Annotated in this window: 15 protein-coding genes; 10 read left to right on the forward strand and 5 right to left on the reverse strand. The window is 68.2% G+C overall.

Features of this window, described 5'->3' with window-relative positions; genetic code table 11:
* On the forward strand, positions 1-651 hold a 651-nt coding region (locus tag AC6LKG_RS24530; RefSeq protein ID WP_498169174.1), incomplete at its 5' end, for an autotransporter outer membrane beta-barrel domain-containing protein.
* Between the two features lie 80 nt (positions 652-731).
* Here the strand turns inward: AC6LKG_RS24530 and AC6LKG_RS24535 are convergent.
* Complete coding sequence (locus AC6LKG_RS24535; protein WP_498169177.1) at positions 732-1,187, reverse strand: BPTD_2524 family lipoprotein; 456 nt, start codon at positions 1,185-1,187, stop codon at positions 732-734.
* A gap of 163 nt (positions 1,188-1,350) precedes the next feature.
* On the opposite strand from AC6LKG_RS24535, the gene AC6LKG_RS24540 reads away from it, so the two are divergent.
* Entirely contained in the window at positions 1,351-3,258 is a 1,908-nt protein-coding gene (locus AC6LKG_RS24540; RefSeq protein ID WP_498169179.1) for a S9 family peptidase, read from the forward strand.
* On the opposite strand, the gene AC6LKG_RS24545 is transcribed toward AC6LKG_RS24540, so the two are convergent.
* A complete protein-coding gene (locus AC6LKG_RS24545) occupies positions 3,248-4,480 on the reverse strand; it encodes a GGDEF domain-containing protein (protein ID WP_498169182.1) in 1,233 nt (410 codons plus the stop codon). The two genes, AC6LKG_RS24540 and AC6LKG_RS24545, sit on opposite strands and share 11 nt — an antisense overlap.
* Before the next feature lie 538 nt (positions 4,481-5,018).
* Between AC6LKG_RS24545 and pgaA the strand changes: the two genes are divergently transcribed.
* From pgaA to pgaD, 4 genes are read left to right on the forward strand one after another with little or no spacing between them, the layout of a single operon-like run.
* On the forward strand, positions 5,019-7,529 hold the full coding sequence (gene pgaA / locus AC6LKG_RS24550) for a poly-beta-1,6 N-acetyl-D-glucosamine export porin PgaA (protein WP_498169184.1): 2,511 nt from the start codon (positions 5,019-5,021) through the stop codon (positions 7,527-7,529).
* A gap of 7 nt (positions 7,530-7,536) precedes the next feature.
* Positions 7,537-9,570: a poly-beta-1,6-N-acetyl-D-glucosamine N-deacetylase PgaB gene (gene pgaB, locus AC6LKG_RS24555; RefSeq protein WP_498169211.1), complete on the forward strand. Its 2,034-nt coding sequence runs from the start codon at positions 7,537-7,539 to the stop codon at positions 9,568-9,570.
* Entirely contained in the window at positions 9,567-10,904 is a 1,338-nt protein-coding gene (gene pgaC / locus AC6LKG_RS24560; RefSeq protein WP_498169187.1) for a poly-beta-1,6-N-acetyl-D-glucosamine synthase, read from the forward strand. Before pgaB ends, pgaC begins: the two co-directional genes overlap by 4 nt.
* Entirely contained in the window at positions 10,901-11,362 is a 462-nt protein-coding gene (pgaD, locus tag AC6LKG_RS24565) for a poly-beta-1,6-N-acetyl-D-glucosamine biosynthesis protein PgaD (RefSeq protein ID WP_498169190.1), read from the forward strand. Before pgaC ends, pgaD begins: the two co-directional genes overlap by 4 nt.
* A gap of 79 nt (positions 11,363-11,441) precedes the next feature.
* Here pgaD and AC6LKG_RS24570 read toward each other — a convergent pair whose 3' ends face one another.
* Positions 11,442-12,698 (reverse strand): MFS transporter, encoded by a 1,257-nt coding sequence (locus tag AC6LKG_RS24570; RefSeq protein ID WP_498169192.1) that lies wholly within the window; start codon positions 12,696-12,698, stop codon positions 11,442-11,444.
* A gap of 164 nt (positions 12,699-12,862) precedes the next feature.
* Between AC6LKG_RS24570 and AC6LKG_RS24575 the strand changes: the two genes are divergently transcribed.
* Positions 12,863-13,669, forward strand: a complete 807-nt coding sequence (locus AC6LKG_RS24575) for an AraC family transcriptional regulator (RefSeq protein ID WP_498169195.1) — start codon at positions 12,863-12,865, stop codon at positions 13,667-13,669.
* A 215-nt stretch (positions 13,670-13,884) separates the two neighbouring features.
* Entirely contained in the window at positions 13,885-16,572 is a 2,688-nt protein-coding gene (locus tag AC6LKG_RS24580) for a penicillin-binding protein 1A (protein WP_498169197.1), read from the forward strand.
* A gap of 39 nt (positions 16,573-16,611) precedes the next feature.
* On the opposite strand, the gene AC6LKG_RS24585 is transcribed toward AC6LKG_RS24580, so the two are convergent.
* Entirely contained in the window at positions 16,612-17,331 is a 720-nt protein-coding gene (locus AC6LKG_RS24585; RefSeq protein WP_498169200.1) for a metallophosphoesterase, read from the reverse strand.
* A 200-nt stretch (positions 17,332-17,531) separates the two neighbouring features.
* On the opposite strand from AC6LKG_RS24585, the gene AC6LKG_RS24590 reads away from it, so the two are divergent.
* Together AC6LKG_RS24590 and AC6LKG_RS24595 are read left to right on the forward strand one after the other, a co-directional pair.
* Positions 17,532-18,707 (forward strand): PepSY-associated TM helix domain-containing protein, encoded by a 1,176-nt coding sequence (locus tag AC6LKG_RS24590; RefSeq protein WP_498169203.1) that lies wholly within the window; start codon positions 17,532-17,534, stop codon positions 18,705-18,707.
* Positions 18,704-18,901, forward strand: a complete 198-nt coding sequence (locus AC6LKG_RS24595) for a hypothetical protein (RefSeq protein ID WP_498169206.1) — start codon at positions 18,704-18,706, stop codon at positions 18,899-18,901. The genes AC6LKG_RS24590 and AC6LKG_RS24595 overlap by 4 nt, the downstream gene beginning before the upstream one ends.
* Before the next feature lie 72 nt (positions 18,902-18,973).
* Here AC6LKG_RS24595 and AC6LKG_RS24600 read toward each other — a convergent pair whose 3' ends face one another.
* Positions 18,974-19,801 (reverse strand): aldo/keto reductase, encoded by an 828-nt coding sequence (locus AC6LKG_RS24600; RefSeq protein ID WP_498169208.1) that lies wholly within the window; start codon positions 19,799-19,801, stop codon positions 18,974-18,976.
* Positions 19,802-19,848: the final 47 nt, after the last annotated feature.

Genomic DNA, 19,848 nt, shown 5'->3' on the forward strand with positions numbered 1-19,848 from the left:
TCCGGCCAGGGCGAAGGCCAGTTGTCGGAACGGCACACCACGGGCGGCATCGGCCTCTACTACGCCCTGATCCACGAGGACGGCCCGTTCGTCGACGTCATCGCCAAGTACCTGAAAACCAACCAGACCTACCAGTTCCCGAGCCAACTGAACATTGCCGCGCAGGGCGCGCGGTCGACGTCGCTGCTGGCCAGCGTGCAGGCCGGATGGCGGCTGAACCTGCTCAACGGCGGCGCCTTCATCGAGCCATCGGCCGAAGTCGTCGCGGGCGCCACCAGCGGCTACACCCTGCATGGCGGCAAAGACAGTGTCGACGTGCGCGTCAACGCCAGCCGGCCGGTCTACGCCAAGATCGGCGCGGCCGTCGGCCTGAACCTGCGGTCCGATGAGCAGCATGCGCTGGCCGTGTCCGCCGGATTGTTCCGGCTGCAGAACCTGCGGCGCGGCGGCGGCATCGACATCGTGAACAACGGCAGTCCGGACGACGTGCTGCGCAACCCGATGGCGGACGACAGCCGCTATCTGGTGAACCTGTCGCTGAACGCCAGGCTGTCCGCCAACTGGCGGATCTACAGCCAGGTGGAAAGCAGCTTCGCCGGCAAGCTCAAGCACGACTACAACGGCCAGGTCGGGGTGCGCTATCAGTTCTGAGCGCGGTCACCCGCGCCCGCTCCATTGGCGCCGATGGAGCCCGCATGTGCCGCGACCAGGCCGCGCGGCATCCCGCCGCGCTACTTCGGCAGATCCCGCGACGGCTTGACCGGCGGCCGCGGGTCCAGCGGCATGTAGCTGGCGCACGAACTCATGCCGTAGACGATCGCATCCTGCATGGCGCGCAGCGCCGCCGCGTCCCAGGTGCCCTTGCCCCACATCACGATGCGGGTATCGGTGGCGGCGGGGCCGGCCGCCTTCAGGTCGACGCGGGTCATTTCGTTGTCGCTGTACGGCGCCAGCACCCGCACCACGGCGGTCTGGGCGCTCTCGTCCAGGTTCGACACCACGCGGTAGGCGTTGTCGGTGCTGCGCAGGCAGGCGTTGGCCTGGCGCACCGTGGTGGCATAGGCGTCCTTGAAGGCGACCGGCGCCTTGAACTCGCTGTGCGGCGACGAGCCATCCTGCGAAATGCCCAGGGAGCAGCCCGCCAGGCCCAAGGCCAGCGCCGACACCGCGACCAGATTCCGAACCATGTGTTTCTCCAGATTGATAGCCGCGATTATCCCGCAAACGGGCTACCGGCATAAGTGCCCGGGCCGGTTCGACACCCCGCCCGCGGCTATGGCATTATCGACCAGTAGTCCGGCGGCGCCCGCGGCCGGGTGAAATCGTCGGAGGTATGCCTTGCTCTCATTCATGAAACACACCATCCTGGCCGCCGGCATCGTCGGCGCCTCCCTGGGCGCCAGCGCCGCCGCGCAGCCGCCCCGCGCGTACCCGCTGAAGGACTTCTTCCGCAATCCGGAACGCGGCTTCTTCCGCCTGGCCGACGACGGCAAGACGCTGGGCTTCATGCAGCCCACCAGCGTCGACGGCAAGCCGCCGCGCATGAACATCTACGTCCAGGCCCTCGAAGGCAGCAAACCGGTGGGCGAACCGCGCAAGCTGACCAGCGAATCGGCCCGCGACATCAGCAATTTCTTCTGGAAGGGTCCCGACGTGGTGCTCTACCAGAAGGACTTCGGCGGCGACGAGAACTTCCACGTGCTGGCGGTGGACGCCAAGACCGGCAAGGTCACCGACCTGACCCCTTACGACGGCGTGCGCGCCAGCATCGAGGACGACCTCGAAGACGACCCCGACCACATCCTCATCAGCCACAACCAACGCGACCCGCAGGTGTTCGACGTCTACCGCGTCAACGTGCACACCGGCGCCGGCGTGCTGGTGGCCCAAAACCCGGGCAACATCGTCGGCTGGCAGACCGACCACGCTGGCAAGGTGCGCGCCGCGGTCACCAGCGACGGCCTGAACACCACCCTGCTCTATCGCGACGACGAAGCCTCCGAATTCCGTCCGTTGTTCACCACCGACTATCGCACCAGCGTCAGCCCGGCCTTCTTCACCTTCGACGACAAGAAGTTCTACGCCCTGTCCAACCGCGGCCGCGACAAGCTCGGGCTGGTGATCATCGACCCGGCCCGCCCGGACCAGGAAGACGAGATCTTCACCCCGGACAGCGTCGACCTGGACGCCGCCGGCTTCTCGCGCAAGCGCCGCGTGCTGACGGTGGCCTCGTACCAGACCGACAAGCCGCAATACAAGTTCTTCGACGCCGAGACCGAAACGCTGTTCAAGAAGCTGTCAGCCCAGCTCGAGGGCTACCAGTTCGCCATCCAGGGCGCCAACCGCGACGAAGACAAATTCATCGTCGCCGCCTACAACGACCGCACGCCCGGCTCGCGCTACATCTACGACGCGCGCGCGAACACGCTCAGCAAACTCGCCGATATCAACCCGGCCATCCCCGAGGCCGACATGGCGCGGGTGCAGCCGATCAGCTACCAGAGCCGCGACGGCCTCACCATCCATGGCTACCTGACCCTGCCGGCCGGGCGCGATCCCAAGAACCTGGCGTGCATCGTCAACCCGCACGGCGGCCCGTGGGCGCGCGATGGCTGGGGCTACAACCCCGAAGTGCAGTTCCTGGCCAACCGCGGCTTCTGCGTGCTGCAGATGAACTTCCGCGGCTCCACCGGCTATGGCCGCGCCTTCTGGGAAGCCAGCTTCGGCCAATGGGGCCTGAAGATGCAGGACGACATCACCGACGGCGTCCAATGGCTGGTCAAGCAGGGCATCGCCGATCCCAAGCGCATCGGCATCTATGGCGCCAGCTACGGCGGCTATGCCACGCTGGCCGGCGTGACCTTCACGCCCGACCTGTACGCCGCTGCCGTCGACTACGTCGGCGTGTCCAACCTGTTCACGTTCATGAAGTCGATTCCGCCCTACTGGAAGCCGATGCTGGACAAGATGCAGGACATGGTCGGCGACCCGGTGCGCGACAAGGACCGCCTGGCCGCCACCTCGCCGGCGCTGCACGCCGACCGCATCAAGACGCCGCTGTTCATCGCCCAGGGCGCCAAGGACCCGCGCGTCAACAAGGACGAGAGCGACCAGATGGTCAAGGCGCTCAAGGCGCGCGGCGTCGACGTGGAATACATGGTCAAGGACAACGAAGGCCACGGCTTCCACAACGACGAAAACAAGTTCGAGTTCTACGCGGCCATGGAAAAGTTCTTCGTCGAGCACCTCAAGCCGTAAGGTCCGAGGCCCCGGACGCCAGCGCGGCGTCCGCCAATTGCTGCCGGGCCGCCTGCGGGCGGCCCGACGTCCGTCCGCTCCAGGCCATCTCGACACGGTCGCGGCCCAGTTCCTTGGCCTTGTACAAGGCCAGGTCGGCGCGGGCCAGGATGCCATCGGCGCTGTCGCCCGGCTGGAAGGTCGCGACACCGCCGCTGGTAGTCATGCGCAACGCCTGCCCCTGCACCTGGAGCGGCGAATCGCGCAGGGCATCGCAAACCCGCTGCGCCTGCACCAGCGCGCGGGCGGCGTCACAGTCGTACATCAGCAGCACGAATTCCTCGCCGCCCAGGCGGCCGAAGCGGTCACTGGCGCGCACCGCCTTGGGCACGATGCGCGCGAAATGACGCAGCGCGGCGTCGCCAGTGGCATGGCCATAGCGGTCGTTGATCGACTTGAAATGGTCGATGTCCAGCACCAGCACCGCCAGCCGACCCTGGTTGCGCGCACAGCGCCGCAGTTCACGCTCCAGTTCGTCGAGGATGCTGCGGCGCGAATAGGCCCCCGTCAGGCTGTCGAAGGTCAGGGCAGCCTGCATCTGCTCGGACAGCCAGGTCTGGATCAGCAACAGCAGCGCCAGGAACAGCGCCGGCACCGTCACGGAGCCGCAGACGATGAAGAACAGGCCCCACGGCTCCGGATCCAGCAGCGACGAAGCCTGCACCCAGCCGCTGCCATAGATGGCCGCGCGCAACGCATGCAGCGTGGCCAGCCCCGCCATCGACAGCAGCACGTACAGCATCACGCCCGGCGTCTGGATGCGCCGGCGCTGGCGGTACACCACGATGGCGGTGGCCGCCATCAGCACACAGGTGTAGATCGAGAACAATGTCATGCGCGCCACCAGATCGTCCCGGTGGTAGAGCATCAGCGCCATGGCGCCAACCGCGCAAATGGCCGCCATGGTCACGCGGCGGGCCTGGGGCCGCAGGCCGAAGAACTGCCGCACGCCCACATACACGAGGCTCATCGCGGCCAGCCAGGCTCCGTTGGACACCATGACATAGGCGGCCGGCGGCATGATCTCGGACGAGGCATAGGCCAGCAGCGACAGCACCGCCAAGGCATTGGCGGCCGTGAAGGCCTGCACGCCGGGCACGCCGCGCGCATGAAGCGGCAGCAACAATGGCAGCACCAGGGCCGTTGCCAGGCCCCACACCAGGAAAAACAAAGCTGTCGTCATGTGTTTGCCGGCTCGCGCCCTCTCGGGTGGTCGCCGTCTTGGAACATCCGTTGCACCGTGTGCAGCATCGGGAATAAGTTACAGACCTGCACGCTTGACGTTTTTTGTTACTTGCGTGGCGGACCATGCCGCCCTTCCGTCGTGGGCGAAACGTTCCTTGCGGGAAGCCCCGAAAGCGGCCATACCGCCACGACGGTTGCGCGGTATGCGACAGAGAATACGCCAGCCACGCGTGTCGTAACCCTTCCTTTGCACTAATTGACAGTTGGATCGGCCGAAAACCCATAAAGTTCGGCCTGTTGCCGGTGCCGCCAGAAGCGCCGCAACCACGCCTGACGGGCGTGGCGCGTACTAGCCATGCACTCCCTTGCGCGAGTGCGAAGGTCCCCGCAGCGGGCACCGCGCAGACATTACCCAACGCTCTCCCCTTCGCCGCTGGCGCCACGCGCGTCCGCGCCAAGCTTTCAGCGATGCGCGCCCCCTGCGTCTGGCTGGCGGAGCCATGAGCGCCCTTGTCGCAACTGCGGAAGTACTACAGATGCTGAAAAGAATCACGCCCCCCGGGGCCCAGGCCGACCGCTATGTGGAGCACGCCGTACGGCGGCCCGCCGCCGGATCGAGACTGCAGGCGCTGACGGCCTGCGCGCTGCTGGCCCCCGCGCTGGCGCTGGCGGCCCCCGGCGCCGATTATGACGCGCTGATCGCGCGCGCCCGCGCCGGCGACTACGAGCCCGCCCTGGCGATGTTGCGCCAACAGGGACCGGCCGCCGGCCGGCAAGCGGTGTACGACCACATCGTCATCGCGGGCTGGGCCGGGCGGCCGGCCGAAGCCGTCGCCGCCTACGAATCCCTGCCGCCCGCGGCGGCGCTGCCCGCCGACATCCAGTTGGCGGTGGCGCGCGCCTACCGCGACCTGCGCCGCTGGCCCGAGGCGCTGGCGGCCTACCGCGCCGGACTGCGGCGCCATCCCGGCCAGTCCGCCTTCGCCGCGGGCGAGATCATGACGCTGGCCGACGCCGGCCAGACCGAAGCCGCGCGGGCCGCCGGCCAGGCCTGGATCAAGCGCGCCCCGCGCGAGGTCGACGCGCGCCTGGCCCTGGGCTACGTCCATGCGCGCCTGCGCCAGCCCTATGAAGCCCTGCACCAGGCCGACCAGGCACTGGCGATCGCGCCGGGCACACCCTACGTGCTGCGCGAATACATCGGCGCGCTCAGCCGCGCGCGGTTGGCGCAGCCGGCGCTGGATCTGGCGCGCCAGCATCCGGATCTGTTCGACGCCGCGCAACTGCGGCACCTGGAGGGCGATGCCCTGGCCCAGCAGGTGCGGCTGGCCGCCATGCCCACACGCAGCGAGGCCGAGCGATTCACCATCGCCGACCGCGTGCTGGCGCGCTACGACACGCTGATCCCCGCCTGGCAGGCCCTGGGCCAGGCAGCCCGCGACGATGTGCGGCGCGCCCGCATCGACCGGCTGCATGCGCTGCACGCCCGGGTCCGCATGGCCGACCTGGTGCGCGAGTACGAGGCGCTGCTGGCCGAGGGCGTCACCGTGCCGCGCTACGCCCTGAACGACGTGGCCGCCGCCTACCTGTACCTGCGCCAACCGGAAAAGGCGCGCGACCTCTACCGCCAGGTCGGCGCTGGCGGCGCCAGCCGCGACGACGACGCCGAAGACCGCCTCAACACCGAGACCGGCCTGTACTACGCGCTGGCCGAGGCCGAGGAATTCGACCAGACCGGCGCCGTCACCGACGCCATTGACACGGGCTACGCGCCCTGGCTCTATTACAAGGGCCAGGCCACGCGCAATCCCAACGATCTCAAGCTGGAAAGCGAGCAGACCGTGGCCGCGGCGCGCCTGCAGGCCGACGATACCGTGGCCGCCGAGCAGCGGCTGGCTGACATGGTGGCCAACGCCCCCAACAATTCCAGCCTGCGCGCCGACCTGGCCGCGGTCAAACGCCGGCGCGACCAGCCGCGCGCCGCCGAGCGCCAACTGAAACTGGCCGAGACCCTGGCGCCGCGCGCCCTGTCGGTCGAGAATGGCCAGGGATTCACCGCGCTGGACCTGCAGGAATGGCGCCAGGCCGAAGCCCTGTCGGCCGACACGCTGGCGCGCGCGCCCGAGAATCTGACCAGCCGCCGCCTGGCGCGCGAATGGGACGTGCACAACAAGGCCGAATTGCGCCTCAGCGGCTATCGCGGCCTGGCGTCGGACAGCCCGGTCAACGGCAATGGCGACTTCGGCATCGACGCGGTGCTGTACTCCCCGCCCATCGACTACAACTGGCGCGCCTTCGGCGGTGGCGGCTACGCCAGCGGCGACTTCGAGGAAGGCCGCGGCACCTACCGCTGGCTGCGTACCGGCGTCGAATGGCGCGGCCGCGATCTCACGCTCGAAGGCGAAGTGTCCAGCCACAGCTACGGCCACGGCATCCAGCCCGGCCTGCGGCTGTCGGCCGCCTACGACATCGACGACCATTGGCAGGTGGGCGGCTCGGGCGAAGTGCTGTCGCGCGACACGCCGCTGCGCGCCTTGACCAACGACATCAAGGCCAACCGCCTGAGCGGCTTCGTGCGCTGGCGCGCCAACGAACGGCGCGAATGGACCCTGTCGCTGGCGCCGTCGCGCTTTTCCGATGGCAACCAGCGCTGGGAACTGGGCCTGGCCGGGCGCGAGCGCGTCTACACCGCGCCGCACCTGAAGGCCGACCTGGAACTGGATCTGTCGACCCAGCGCAATACGCGTGACGACGCGCCGTACTACAACCCTCGCTCGGACCTGATGATCCTGCCGGGCGCGCGTGTCACGCACACGCTGTACCGCCGCTACGAAACCGCCTGGGAACAGATCGGCACGATCGGCGCCGGCACCTACACCCAGCAGGGCCACGGCACCGGCGGCGTCATCGCCCTGGGCTACGGCCAGCGCTACCGCGCCAACGACGTGCTGGACATGGGCGCGATGGTCACCGGCATCAGCCGCCCCTACGACGGCCAGCGCGAGCGCGAACTGCGCATCGTGTTCGACCTTGCCTACCGCTTCTGAGACCGCCATGCTGCTCAAGCTACCCATCCGACTCCTGCTGGCGGCCCTGCTGCTGCTGGCCATCCTGGCGCTGACCGCCTGCGCCAAGGACATCCCGGTTTACACGGCGCCGTCCGAACGGCCCGTGGCCCCCGCCGAACAACCCTGGGTGCCGGGGAATTTCCTGGCACTGGCCTACCACGACGTCGAGGACGACGACCCCGACCAGGCCTTTCTGAGCGTACGCACCGACCGCCTGGTCGACCAGTTGGCCTGGCTGCGCGAGAACGGCTACCAGGCCGTCTCGGTCGACCAGATCCTGGCCGCGCGCCAGGGCGGCAAGCCGCTGCCAGATCGCGCCGTGCTGCTGTCCTTCGACGACGGCTACCGCAGCTTCTACACCCGCGTGCTGCCGATCCTGAAGGCCTACCGCTGGCCGGCAGTGCTGGCCCCGGTGGGCACCTGGATGGACACGTCAGCCGACAAGCAGGTGGACTTCGGCGGCACTCCGGAATCGCGCAATCGCTTCCTGAACTGGGACGAGATCCGCGCGATTTCGCAGTCCGGGCTGGTCGAGATCGCCGCCCACACCAACGCTTCGCACTACGGCGCGCTGGCCAATCCGCAAGGCAATACCGAACCGGCCGCGGCGATTCGCCGCTACGACGCCAAGACCGGACGCTATGAGAGCGAGGCGGAATTCGAGGCCCGCATGGGCGGCGACGTGCGCGCCATCAGCCGCAAGATAGAACAGGCCACCGGCAGAAAGCCGCGCGTCTGGGTCTGGCCCTACGGCGCCGAAGGCGGCAGCACGCTGCGCATCGCCGCGGAAAACGGCTATCAACTGGCGCTGACGCTGGAAGACGGCGCCGGCCGCCTGAACCGCCTGATGTCGACACCGCGCATGCTGCTGGCCAGCGACCCGCCGCTCAAGCCGTTCGCCAACAGCGTCGTGGGCATGGAGGCCACGCCCTTCATGCGCGTGGCCCATGTCGACCTGGACTACGTCTACGACCCGGACCCGGCGCAGACCGAGCGCAACCTGGGCGAACTGGTGCAGCGCATCCTCGACATGCAGATCAACACCGTGTTCCTGCAGGCCTATTCGGACCCCACCGGCGACGGGCTGGTGCGTTCGGTGTACTTCCCCAACCGCTGGCTGCCGGTGCGCGCCGACCTGTTCAACCGCGCCGCCTGGCAGTTGCACAACCGCGCCAACGTCATGGTGTACGCCTGGATGCCGGTGCTGGCCTACGACCTGGACGCGTCGATCCCGCGCGTCACGCGCTGGCAGCCGGGCCAGGCCAAGGCGCAACCCGATCCGGACCAGTACCGCCGCCTGTCGCCGTTCGACGCCACCGCGCGGGCCCGCATCGGCGATCTGTACGAGGACCTGGCGCGCCACGCCATCTTCGACGGCATCCTGTTCCACGACGACGCCGTGCTGTCCGACTTCGAGGACGCCAGTCCCGCCGCGCTGGCGGCCTACCGCGCCGCCGGCCTGCCCGGCGACATCGGTCAGTTGCGCGCCGATCCGGACACGCTGCAGCGCTGGACGCGCTTCAAGAGCCGCGCCCTGGTCGAATTCACCGCCGAGCTGGCCGACCGCGTGCGCGCCGTGCGCGGACCGCAGATCAAGACCGCCCGCAACATCTTCGCCCTGCCGATCCTGGAACCGCGGTCCGAGGCCTGGTTCGCGCAGAACCTGGATGACTTCCTGGCGGCCTACGACTGGACCGCGCCCATGGCCATGCCGCTGATGGAAAACGTGCCCAAGGGCCAGGAAAACGCCTGGCTCGACCGGCTGGTCGACGCCGTGGCGCGGCGCCCCGGCGCGCTCGACCGGACCGTGTTCGAGCTGCAGGCGCGCGACTGGCGCACCGGCCCCGGCCACCCCGAGGCCACGCCCATCGACACCGCGGTATTGGCCGGCTGGATGCAGCGCCTGCAACTGCGCGGCGCGCGCAGCTTCGGCTACTACCCCGATGACTTCTCGCAAGACCAGCCCCGGTTGCAAGGCATCCGGCCCGCCATCTCAGAAGCCTGGTATCCCATCCGATGATCGACCGTCTGATTGCCCTGATAATCCTGCTGGCGGTGCTCGGCGCGCCGTTCGGCTTCACCCTGATGCTGACCGGCCAGGCGCTGCTGGGCTTCGTCTTCTTCTACCCGCTATTCATGTCCGGCATGTGGATGGCCGGCGGCCTGTACTTCTGGTGGCACTGGGAGCGGCGCTGGCAGTGGGGCCCCGGAGCAGCGCCGCCGGCGCTGGCCGGCAACCCGCTGGTGTCGATCCTGGTGCCCTGCTACAACGAGGCCGACAACGGCGAGGAAACCCTGCTGGCGGCGTTGAACCAGCGCTATCCGCACGTCGAAGTCATTGCCATCAACGACGGCTCCAGCGACGGCACCGGCCCGATGCTGGACCGCCTGGCCGAACAGCATCCGCGCCTGCGCGTGGTGCACCTGGCGCAGAACCAGGGCAAGGCCATGGCGCTGCGCATGGGTGCGCTGGCCGCGCGCAGCGAATACCTGGTCTGCATCGACGGCGACGCGGTGCTCGATCCGGACGCCGCCGCCTACCTGGTGGCGCCGCTGATCGATAACCCGCGCGTCGGCGCGGTCACCGGCAACCCGCGCATCCGCACCCGCTCGACCCTGATCGGCCGCGTCCAGGTGGGCGAATTCTCGTCCATCATCGGCCTGATCAAGCGCACCCAGCGCGTCTACGGCCAGGTTTTCACCGTGTCGGGCGTGGTCGCGGCCTTCCGCCGCGCGGCGCTGGACCGGGTCGGCTACTGGAGCCTGGACATGATCACGGAAGACATCGACATCAGTTGGAAGCTGCAGCGCGACCACTGGTCGATCTTCTACGAGCCGCGCGGCCTGTGCTGGATTTTGATGCCCGAGACGCTGCGCGGCATCTGGAAGCAGCGCCTGCGCTGGGCCCAGGGCGGCGCCGAGGTGTTCCTGAAAAACCTGCGCTCGATCTGGAACTGGCGCCACCGCCGCCTGTGGCCGCTGATGGCGGAATTCTGCCTGTCGACCGCCTGGGCTTTCGCCTTCGGCATCTCGGTGCTGCTGTGGCTGGTGAGCCAGTTCGTGGCCCTGCCCAACAACATGCACATCGCCAGCCTGATGCCGCCCGCCTTCACCGGCATGATGCTGGCGATGGTCTGCCTGCTGCAGTTCGCCATCAGCATCCTGATCGACCGCCGCTACGAACCGGGCCTGTGGCGCGCGCTCTACTGGGTCATCTGGTATCCCCTGGCCTACTGGATGGTCAGCCTGTTCACCACGCTGGTCAGTTTCCCCAAAGTCATGCTGCGCAAGCAGGCCCAGCGCGCGCGCTGGACCAGCCCCGACCGCGGCATCAAGTCACCGGACGCATCATGATCATCACCACCAAACGCTCGCGCGTGGGCTACCTGTTCGACCTGCTGCTGACCGCGATCGGCTGGATCGCCTTCGTCTACCTATTTGGCGCCGGCATCGTCGCCATCCTGCGCGGCGCGGCCAGCGGGCCGCAGTCGCCCCTCTGGCCGACCTTCCTGCCGACGCTGCAGACCCTGGGCAGCTATGCCGTGCTGGCACTGTTGAACGCAGCGGTACTGGTTCTGTGGGCGACCTACAATCACTTGCGCTTCGGCGGCAAGGACCGGCGCCAGCCGATCGCGCCGCTGGATGATCAGCGGCTGGCCGCGAGCTTCGCCGTCACGCCACGCCAGATCACGCAACTGCGGGCCGCGCGCATCGCCATCATCCACCATGGCGGCGACGGCCAGATCCAGGCGATCGAAATGGGCCGTCCGCATCTGGCCGCGGTGCCGCCGGCTGCCTCGCCGGCGGCCTGATCCCCGGGCCGCGCCGGCGCGGCTCGCGATACCGCACGCGATACGGCGAGCGGCCCCGCACACCGCGCCCGGCCTCACGTCAGGCGCGCTTGCGCTCCACGTCCGGCAACAACACCGCCACGATGCCCAACAGCGGCAGATAGGCGCACACCTGGTATACGTAGCCGATGCTGGTGGCGTCGGCCAGCTTGCCCAGCGCCGCCGCGCCCAACCCTCCCATGCCAAAGGCGAAGCCGAAGAACAGGCCGGCGATCATGCCGACCTTGCCCGGCACCAGTTCCTGCGCGTACACCACGATGGCCGAAAACGCCGACGCCAGCACCACCCCGATGACCACCACCAGCACGCCGGTCCAGAAAAGATTGGCATGCGGCAGCAACAGCGTGAACGGCGCCACGCCCAGGATCGACACCCAGATCACGATCTTGCGGCCGATGCGGTCGCCCACCGGTCCGCCCACCACCGTGCCCACCGCCACCGCGGCCAGGAACAGGAACAGATACAGTTGCGCCTCGCGCACCGACAGCGCGAACTTGTCGATCAGGTAGAAGGTGAAATAGCTGTTCAGGCTGGCCAGGTAGAAGTACTTCGAGAACACCAGCAGGCCCAGCACGCCCAGCGCACCCAGCACCTGGTTGCGCGTCAGGCCATGGCCGGCGCCGTCGCGCCGCGCACGCGGTTTGAGGCGCACGCGATTGGCGCGGTACCAGCGGCCAATGCCGGTCAGCACCACGATGCCGAACAGCGCCGCCAGCGAAAACCAGGCCACGCTGCGCTGGCCATGCGGAATGATGAACAGCGCCGCCAGCAGCGGCCCCATTGCCGAGCCGACATTGCCGCCGACCTGGAACAGCGATTGCGCCAGACCATGGCGCCCGCCCGAGGCCATGCGCGCCACCCGCGACGATTCCGGATGGAATACCGACGAGCCCGTGCCCACCAGCACCGCCGCCACCAGCAGCCAGCCGAAAGACGGCGCCACCGACAGCAACAACAGCCCCGCCAGCGTGAAGCCCATGCCCACCGGCAGCGAATACGGCTTGGGATTGCGATCGGTGTAGAAGCCGATGAATGGCTGCAGCAGCGAGGCCGCCAGTTGATACACCAGCGTGATCAGGCCGATCTGCGCGAACGACAGGCTGAACGAATCCTTCAGCATTGGATAGATGGCCAACAGGATCGACTGGATCATGTCGTTCATCAGGTGCGCCACGCTGATGGCGCCCAGCACCGCGAACGCGGTGCTGGGATCGGCCACGGCCGGCGGCGGCGCGGGCGGGACGGCGGGCGGGGCGTCGTGGGGCAACGCGGCGGCGGAGGTCTGGGGCGGGTTCATGGAGAAAGGCGGAGTCGGATAACGAAAAGCGCCCGGCGCCACGCCGGACCTTGCCAGTGTAGGAAGGGCGCCCCGCCCTGGACTGACAATTTTCGTCGAGAAAGTGACAAAATACGCCATGAGCACCAAGAGTCCGGCCTCACATATTTGTCGGAAGTGACACCATGCCCACCCGGCCCACGCCCCTGGACCCCGCCCGCAGCATCGACGCCCAGGACTACCAGCACCGTCCTCGCAGCGTGACCGCGATGGCCAAGGAATTCGCGCCCGGCGCCCGCACCGGCGCCCACTCGCACCCGTGCGCCCAGCTCATCTACGCCGTCGAGGGCGTGATGCGCGTCACCACGCCCAGCGGCTTCTGGGCGCTGCCGCCGTTGCGTGCGCTGTGGGTGCCGGCCGGCGTGCCGCACGGCGTCGACATGGTCGGCGCGGTCTCGATGCGTTCGCTCTACATCCAGGCCGACGCGGCGCGGGCCTACTGGCCGCAGTGCCAGGTGATCGAGGTCAGCGGCCTGCTGCGCGAGCTGATCCTGGCCCTGACCGCCGAGCCCATCGACTATCCGCTGGGCGGCCGCGCCGATCAGGTGGCCGCGCTGATCCTGTCCGAACTGGCCACCACCCGGGTCGTGCCGTTCCAGATCCCCTGGCCGCGCGACCGGCGCCTGCAGATCATCTGCGAAGCCATCCTCGACCAGCCCGGCCTGCAGCGCGGCATCGAGGACTGGGGCGGCGAGGTCGGCGCCAGCGCGCGCACGCTGATCCGGCTGTTCCAGGCTGAATTGGGACTGAATTACCGTCAATGGGTGCAACAGGTACGTCTGGCGGACGCCGTCTGCCGCCTGTCGCTGGGAGTGCCGGTGGCACGCATCGCCACCGACCTGGGCTACCGCAGCGCCAGCGCCTTCAGTGCCATGTTCCACCGCGCCCTGGGCGCGCCGCCGCAACGCTACCTGCGGGCGGCGGCGGCATGACACCTGCAACCGGCCTTGCCGTTTGTCACGGCGCGCAATACATTTCAGCGCGCGCTTGCACCGTGGCGCTGCGCAGAACCCGCGCCGCGCGTAGGCTCTACCCTGTCCCCATATGCCCTGCCCGGTCCCTGAACCGTCCCCGCGGGCAATTTTGGTTACCGAAACCTTCCGGCCTGGTCGCCGGTCTATAGCGTTCTGCCCTAGAATCGCCAGCAATGAGCACCCCCCAGCACTCCTCCGCCACCCCGGGCGGCAAATCGGGCCTTCCCTGGAAACGACTCCTGATCAAGGCGGGCGCCGCCGCCGCCGGCCTCGGCGTCTGCGGGGCGCTGCTGGTCGGCCTGGCGCTCGCGCTGGCCTGGCCCAGCCTGCCCGACCTGCACGCCATGACCGATTACCGGCCGCGCGTGCCGCTGCGCATCTACACCGCCGACAAGGTCCTGATTGGCGAATATGGCGAAGAACACCGCAATGTGCTGCGCTTCGACGAAATTCCGCCGGTGATGCGCCAGGCAGTGCTGGCGGCCGAGGACGACCGCTTCTACCAGCACGGCGGCGTCGACTGGATGGGCATGGCGCGCGCCGTGCTCGTCAACCTGGTCAAGCAATCCAAGACCCAGGGCGGCAGCACCATCACCATGCAGGTGGCGCGCAATTTCTACCTGTCATCCGAGAAAACCTACTCGCGCAAGTTCTACGAACTGCTGCTGACCTACAAGATCGAGTCGGAGCTGACCAAGGACCAGATCCTGGAGCTCTACATGAACCAGATCTACCTGGGCCACCGCGCCTATGGCTTCGCTGCCGCCGCGCGCACGTACTTCGGCAAGCCGCTGGCGGACGTCACACCGGCCGAGGCCGCCATGCTGGCCGGCATTCCCAAGGCCCCCTCGCGGTTCAACCCCATCACAAACTTCCCGCGTGCCGAGATCCGCCAGCACTATGTGCTGGGCCGCATGAAAGCGCTGGGCTACCTGACCCCGGAACAGGCCGACGAGGCGCTCAAGCAGCGCCTGGTGGTCCGCGGCGCCGATGGCGCCAGCACCCGCGGCTTCGCCATCCATGGCGAATACCCGGCCGAACTGGCGCGCCAACTGATGTACGGGGTGTTCCAGGAGCAGACCTACTCCAAGGGCATCGACGTCTACACCACGATCGACTCCAAGGACCAGGAGGCTGCCTACCGCGCCGTGCGCGATGGCGTGCTGGACTACACCCGGCGCGCGCCCTACCCCGGACCGGAAGACCGCATCGACCTGCCCGACGGCATCGAAAAAGACGCCACCGCGCTCGACGACATCCTCGACGGCGTGCAGGAAAAGACGCCCGACAGCGAAGACCTGCTCACCGCCGTGGTACTGGCCGCCAGCCCGCAGGAAGTGACCGTGGCGCGCAGCGCGCGCGAGATCATCACCATCACCGACAAGAAGGCGCTGGCGGTGGTGGCACGCGCCCTCAATCCCAAGGCCGGCGACAGCCTGCGCCTGCAGCGCGGCTCGGTGGTCTACATCCACAAGAACGGCGACGGCTGGGAAATCATCAACATGCCGGCGCTGCAGGCGGCGCTGGTGTCGATGGTGCCGCAGGACGGCGCCATCCGCGCCATGATCGGCGGCTTCGACTACAACCGCGGCACCTTCAACCGGGTCACGCAGGCCTGGCGCCAGCCGGGCTCGAACATCAAGCCGTTCGTGTACGCGGCCGCCCTGGAGCGCGGCCTGACGCCCGCCACGCAGATCTCCGACCAGCCCTTCATGCTGACCGCCGCCCAGACCGGCTCGAAAGATTGGCAGCCCAAGAACGACGGCAACCGCTACGAACCCATGCTGACGCTGCGCCAGGGCCTGTACAAATCCAAGAACATGGTCACCATCCGCATCCTGCAGGCCATCGGCCCGCAGTACGCGCAGGACTACCTGACCCGCTTCGGGTTCGACAAGGCGCGCTGGCCGGCGGTGCTGCCGCTGGGCCTGGGCGCCGGCGGCGCCACGCCGCTGCAGGTGGTCAACGGCTACAGCGTGTTCGCCAACGGCGGCTATCGCGTCACGCCCTACCTGATCGCCAAGGTCACCGACCGCTCCGGCAACGTGCTGATGCAGGCCCAGCCGGTGGTGGCCGGCGACGCCGCCGCGCGCGCCATCGACCCGCGCACCGCCTGGGTCATGGACGACATCCTGCGCGGCGTCACCGTCAACGGCACCGCGGCGCGCGCGCACCAGGTGCTCAAGCGCAACGACATCGGCGGCAAGACCGGCACCACCAACGAGGCGGTCGACGTCTGGTTCTCGGGCTTCACCCCCACCCTGGCCACGACGGTCTGGATGGGCTTCGACCAGCCCAAGTCGCTGGGCTCCAACGAATTCGGCAGCGGCCTGGCACTGAGCACCTGGCTCGACTACATGCAACCGGTGCTCAAGGGCGTGCCCGAGGCCAAGCCGGCGCCGCGTCCCGACGGCCTGCTGGTGGACAACGGCGAATACTATTTCTCCGAATTCCCGCCCGGCCAGGCGGTCGCCTCGCTCGACCTGTCCAGCGGCGATCCGCTGACCGACTTCCTCAACAACAACCGCTCCACGGATGGCGTCGACAACTCGGTGCGTCCGCTGCCGACACCGGGCGCGGCGCAGGCGCCGCTGACCGCGCCCCAGGCCGGCTTGCCGGAATTTGCGCCAGCCGGGCAGGTACCGGCGCAGCAACCGCCAGCCCGGCAGGCGCCGGTAGCGCAGCCGTTTCCGGTCCCGGGGGTTGGCGGCGCTGCGGGCGGCGGCGCAGCGGGCAGCGGCAACGGCGGCAATCCGCCGATCCCGCCAATCCCGGTGCCGCGCGTCGAATCCGACGTAGCCAGCGGCGCCCGCGCCAGCGCCATCAACAGCATCGGACCGCTGGCGGCTCGACCACTCTAGGCAAGTCCCCCCGTTGCGTTGGCAGCGTGGAACCGTCGCCTAATCGGACTCGACAGCCGCCGGTTCGGTCACCACCGCACGCGGCCAGGCCTGCAGTGTTTCCAGGTCGAGGAAGGTGAAGTAGCCGTCCTTCCAGCCCTCGGTATCGATGTGATAGACATTGCCCAGCGCCAGCGGCGCGGCCACCGGCGTGTGGCCCGCCACCACCGCGCGCACCCCGAGCACGCCGGTGCGGTCGAGTTGCCGCAGCCGCTCGCGTGACCACTGGCAGGTAGCGCTGGTGCGCTTGTAGCGATCCTGCAGCGCCGATTCCAGGCGCGGCCAGAACAGCACCGGACAGTCGGCGTGCAGCAACCCGATCGCGCCCGCCCCGGTGTCCACCTCGATCGCGATCGGCAACCGGTCGAAGGCTTCCGCATAGACCTGCTGGCGGTCGGCCGGCAGGTCCAGGAACCAGCCACCGCCGTAGCCGCGCCAGTTCACCACGTCCACCTGCCCGGTACGCACGTGACGCACGGCATAGTCCTCATGGTTGCCCTGCACCGCGTAGAACCAGGGCTGCGCCAGCCACTCGAGCGCGGCCTCGCTCTCCGGCCCGCGGTCGACCAGGTCGCCGACGGAAAACAGCCGGTCGCGGCTGGCGTCGAACCCCATCCGCCCCAGGCTGTCCTGCAGGCGGGTAAAACAACCGTGCACGTCGCCCACCGCGAAATCGCGGCCCTGCTCGTTGCGCGGCACTTTCAGAAAACGTTGCTGCATGATGATCCAGCCCGCCCAATCGGGCCCAGCTTCCTTTTTAACCCGCTTTAATCCGCTTTAATCCGCCCCCGATTACGCCACACCGGCAATGCCCGGCGCCAGCCACCGAAGCAAGAATACGTTACGAGAATCGATATTATTCGTGATAATGTTCCGTCTTTCTCCATCCATCCCACCCGGGCCGCCGCCCCGCCGTCGCCATGACCGCCGCCTCAACCATCAAAACCTGGTATCTGGTCCATAAATGGACCAGCCTGGTCTGTACGATCTTCCTGCTCGTCATCTGCCTGACCGGCCTGCCGCTGGTGTTCCACCACGAAATCGAACACTGGCTCGACGACGGCAAGCCCCTGTCGGACGTGCCGGCCTCGACCCCCCCCGCCAATCTGGACACCCTGGTCGAGCGTGCCAAGTCCATGTATCCCGGCGAAGTGGTCGACTACCTGTTCTTCGACCCCGACGAACCCCAGGTCTACGTCGGCATGGCCAAGAAGCCTGGCGACGGCCAGGTCTCCGGCCACGCCGTGCGCATGGACGGCCGCACCGGCGACGTACTGCTCGACGGCCCGCTCTACACCCAGGACCGCTTCACCTTCATGGGCATCATGCTGGCCCTGCACGTCGACCTGTTCGCCAGCCTGCCGGGCGAGCTGTTCCTGGGCTTCATGGGTCTGCTGTTCTGCATCGCCATCGTTTCCGGCGTGGTGCTGTACGGCCCCTTCATGAAGAAGCTGGAATTCGGCACCGTGCGCGCCGGCCGCTCCACCCGCCTCAAATGGCTCGACCTGCACAACCTGCTCGGCATCGTGACGCTGGTGTGGGCCTTCGTAGTGGGCCTGACCGGCGTCATCAACGAACTGTCCACCCCACTGTTCCGCCTGTGGCAATCCACCGAACTGGTGCGCATCCTCGAACCCTACAAGGGCCAGGGCGTGCCGGCCGAACTGTCGTCGGCCCAGAGCGCGGCGGACACCGCGCGCAAGGCCCTGCCCGGCAACGAAGTGTCGTTCATCGCCTTCCCCGGCAACGCCTTCGGCAGTCCGCACCACTACATCACCTGGATGCGCGGCGCCACGCCCCTGACCTCCAAGATGAACACGCCCGTGCTGATCGACGGCCGCAGCGGCGAGCTGACCACCATCGCGAAAATGCCCTGGTACCTGACCGCGCTGGAATTGTCGCGTCCGCTGCACTTCGGCGACTACGGCGGCCTGCCCCTGAAGATCATCTGGGCCGTGCTCGATCTGATCACCATCGTGGTGCTGGTCAGCGGCCTCTACCTGTGGCTGGCGCGGCGCCGCGCCACCGAAGCGCGCATCGCCGAACTGGTGCGCAAGCACCAGGCCGCCGCCACCCCGCAACGGAGTCCCGCATGAGCAAAAAATCCCCGCGCGGCTTCCTGTTCGTCTGGGGCGTGCCAATCCTGCTGGGCGTGCTCAGCGTCTTCGGCCTGCTGGCGGCACTGCTGGGCACGGGCGGCTGGCACTGGGCCTCTTGGATCGCGCTGACCGTCCTGCTGGCGGTCATCGCGCGCTACTGGTTCTTCCCGCCCAGGCAACCCGAAGCGTAGGGCCGGTCGATATGGGAATCCGCCTCGCGCAAGCCCCAGGCACGCCGGCGGCCCCCGCCGCCCGCGTCCTTCTTACTTGCCGAACTTCTCCGGATCGGGTCCCAGGCGGGGCCCTTCCTTGATGGCGTCGATCGCCGCCATCTCCACGCCCGACAGCTCGAAATCGAACACGTCGATGTTCTCGCGAATGCGCGCCGGCGTCACCGACTTCGGGATCACGATCAGGCCGTGCTGCAGATGCCAGCGCAGCGTCACCTGGGCCGGCGACTTGCCGTGCTTGCGCGCCAGCTCCAGGATCGTCGGGTCCTCGGTGACCCTGCCCTGCGCCAGCGGACTCCACGATTCCGTGGCGATGCCATGCCGGGCATGGAAGGCACGCAGCTCGCGTTGCGCGAACCCCGGATGCAACTCGATCTGGTTGACCGCCGGCGTAACGCCGGTCGCATCGATCAGGCGCTCCAGGTTGGCCTGGGTGAAATTGGAAACGCCGATGGAACGGGCGCGGCCGTCTTCCTTCATCTCGATCATGGCGCGCCAGGCGTCGACGAACTTGTCGCTGCCGGCCACCGGCCAGTGAATCAGATACAGGTCGACGTAGGCCAGGCCCAACTTCTCCAGGCTCTCATCCATGGCCTTGTGCGCCGCGTCGAAGCCATGCCTGTCGTTCCACAGCTTGGTGGTAATGAACAGATCCTTGCGCGCCACGCCCGCCGCGCGCAGCCCGGCGCCCACGCCGGATTCATTGCCGTAGATCGCAGCGGTGTCCACCGAACGGTAACCGGCCGCCAGCGCTTCCTTGACGCTGGCCGCGGCCTGGTCATCGGGCACCTGCCACACGCCCAGGCCCAATTGCGGAATCTTGCCGCCGTCGTTCAGTTTCACTGTGGGTACTTTCGCCATATGGCCCTCCGAAAAGCTTGCGACGCGACCCCGCGCGGCGAAAAGCG

It is taken from the genome of Achromobacter sp. 46006 (assembly GCF_059761975.1).

Coding starts and splice junctions, on each gene's coding strand:
- AC6LKG_RS24595 (WP_498169206.1), top strand. CDS start 18,704: ATGAGCAAAAAATCCCCGCGCGGCTTCCTGTTCGTCTGGGGCGTGCCA.
- AC6LKG_RS24540 (WP_498169179.1), top strand. CDS start 1,351: ATGAAACACACCATCCTGGCCGCCGGCATCGTCGGCGCCTCCCTGGGC.
- pgaB (WP_498169211.1), top strand. CDS start 7,537: ATGCTGCTCAAGCTACCCATCCGACTCCTGCTGGCGGCCCTGCTGCTG.
- pgaD (WP_498169190.1), top strand. CDS start 10,901: ATGATCATCACCACCAAACGCTCGCGCGTGGGCTACCTGTTCGACCTG.
- AC6LKG_RS24545 (WP_498169182.1), bottom strand. CDS start 4,480: ATGACGACAGCTTTGTTTTTCCTGGTGTGGGGCCTGGCAACGGCCCTG.
- AC6LKG_RS24535 (WP_498169177.1), bottom strand. CDS start 1,187: ATGGTTCGGAATCTGGTCGCGGTGTCGGCGCTGGCCTTGGGCCTGGCG.
- pgaA (WP_498169184.1), top strand. CDS start 5,019: ATGCTGAAAAGAATCACGCCCCCCGGGGCCCAGGCCGACCGCTATGTG.
- AC6LKG_RS24580 (WP_498169197.1), top strand. CDS start 13,885: ATGAGCACCCCCCAGCACTCCTCCGCCACCCCGGGCGGCAAATCGGGC.
- pgaC (WP_498169187.1), top strand. CDS start 9,567: ATGATCGACCGTCTGATTGCCCTGATAATCCTGCTGGCGGTGCTCGGC.
- AC6LKG_RS24590 (WP_498169203.1), top strand. CDS start 17,532: ATGACCGCCGCCTCAACCATCAAAACCTGGTATCTGGTCCATAAATGG.
- AC6LKG_RS24600 (WP_498169208.1), bottom strand. CDS start 19,801: ATGGCGAAAGTACCCACAGTGAAACTGAACGACGGCGGCAAGATTCCG.
- AC6LKG_RS24585 (WP_498169200.1), bottom strand. CDS start 17,331: ATGCAGCAACGTTTTCTGAAAGTGCCGCGCAACGAGCAGGGCCGCGAT.
- AC6LKG_RS24570 (WP_498169192.1), bottom strand. CDS start 12,698: ATGAACCCGCCCCAGACCTCCGCCGCCGCGTTGCCCCACGACGCCCCG.
- AC6LKG_RS24575 (WP_498169195.1), top strand. CDS start 12,863: ATGCCCACCCGGCCCACGCCCCTGGACCCCGCCCGCAGCATCGACGCC.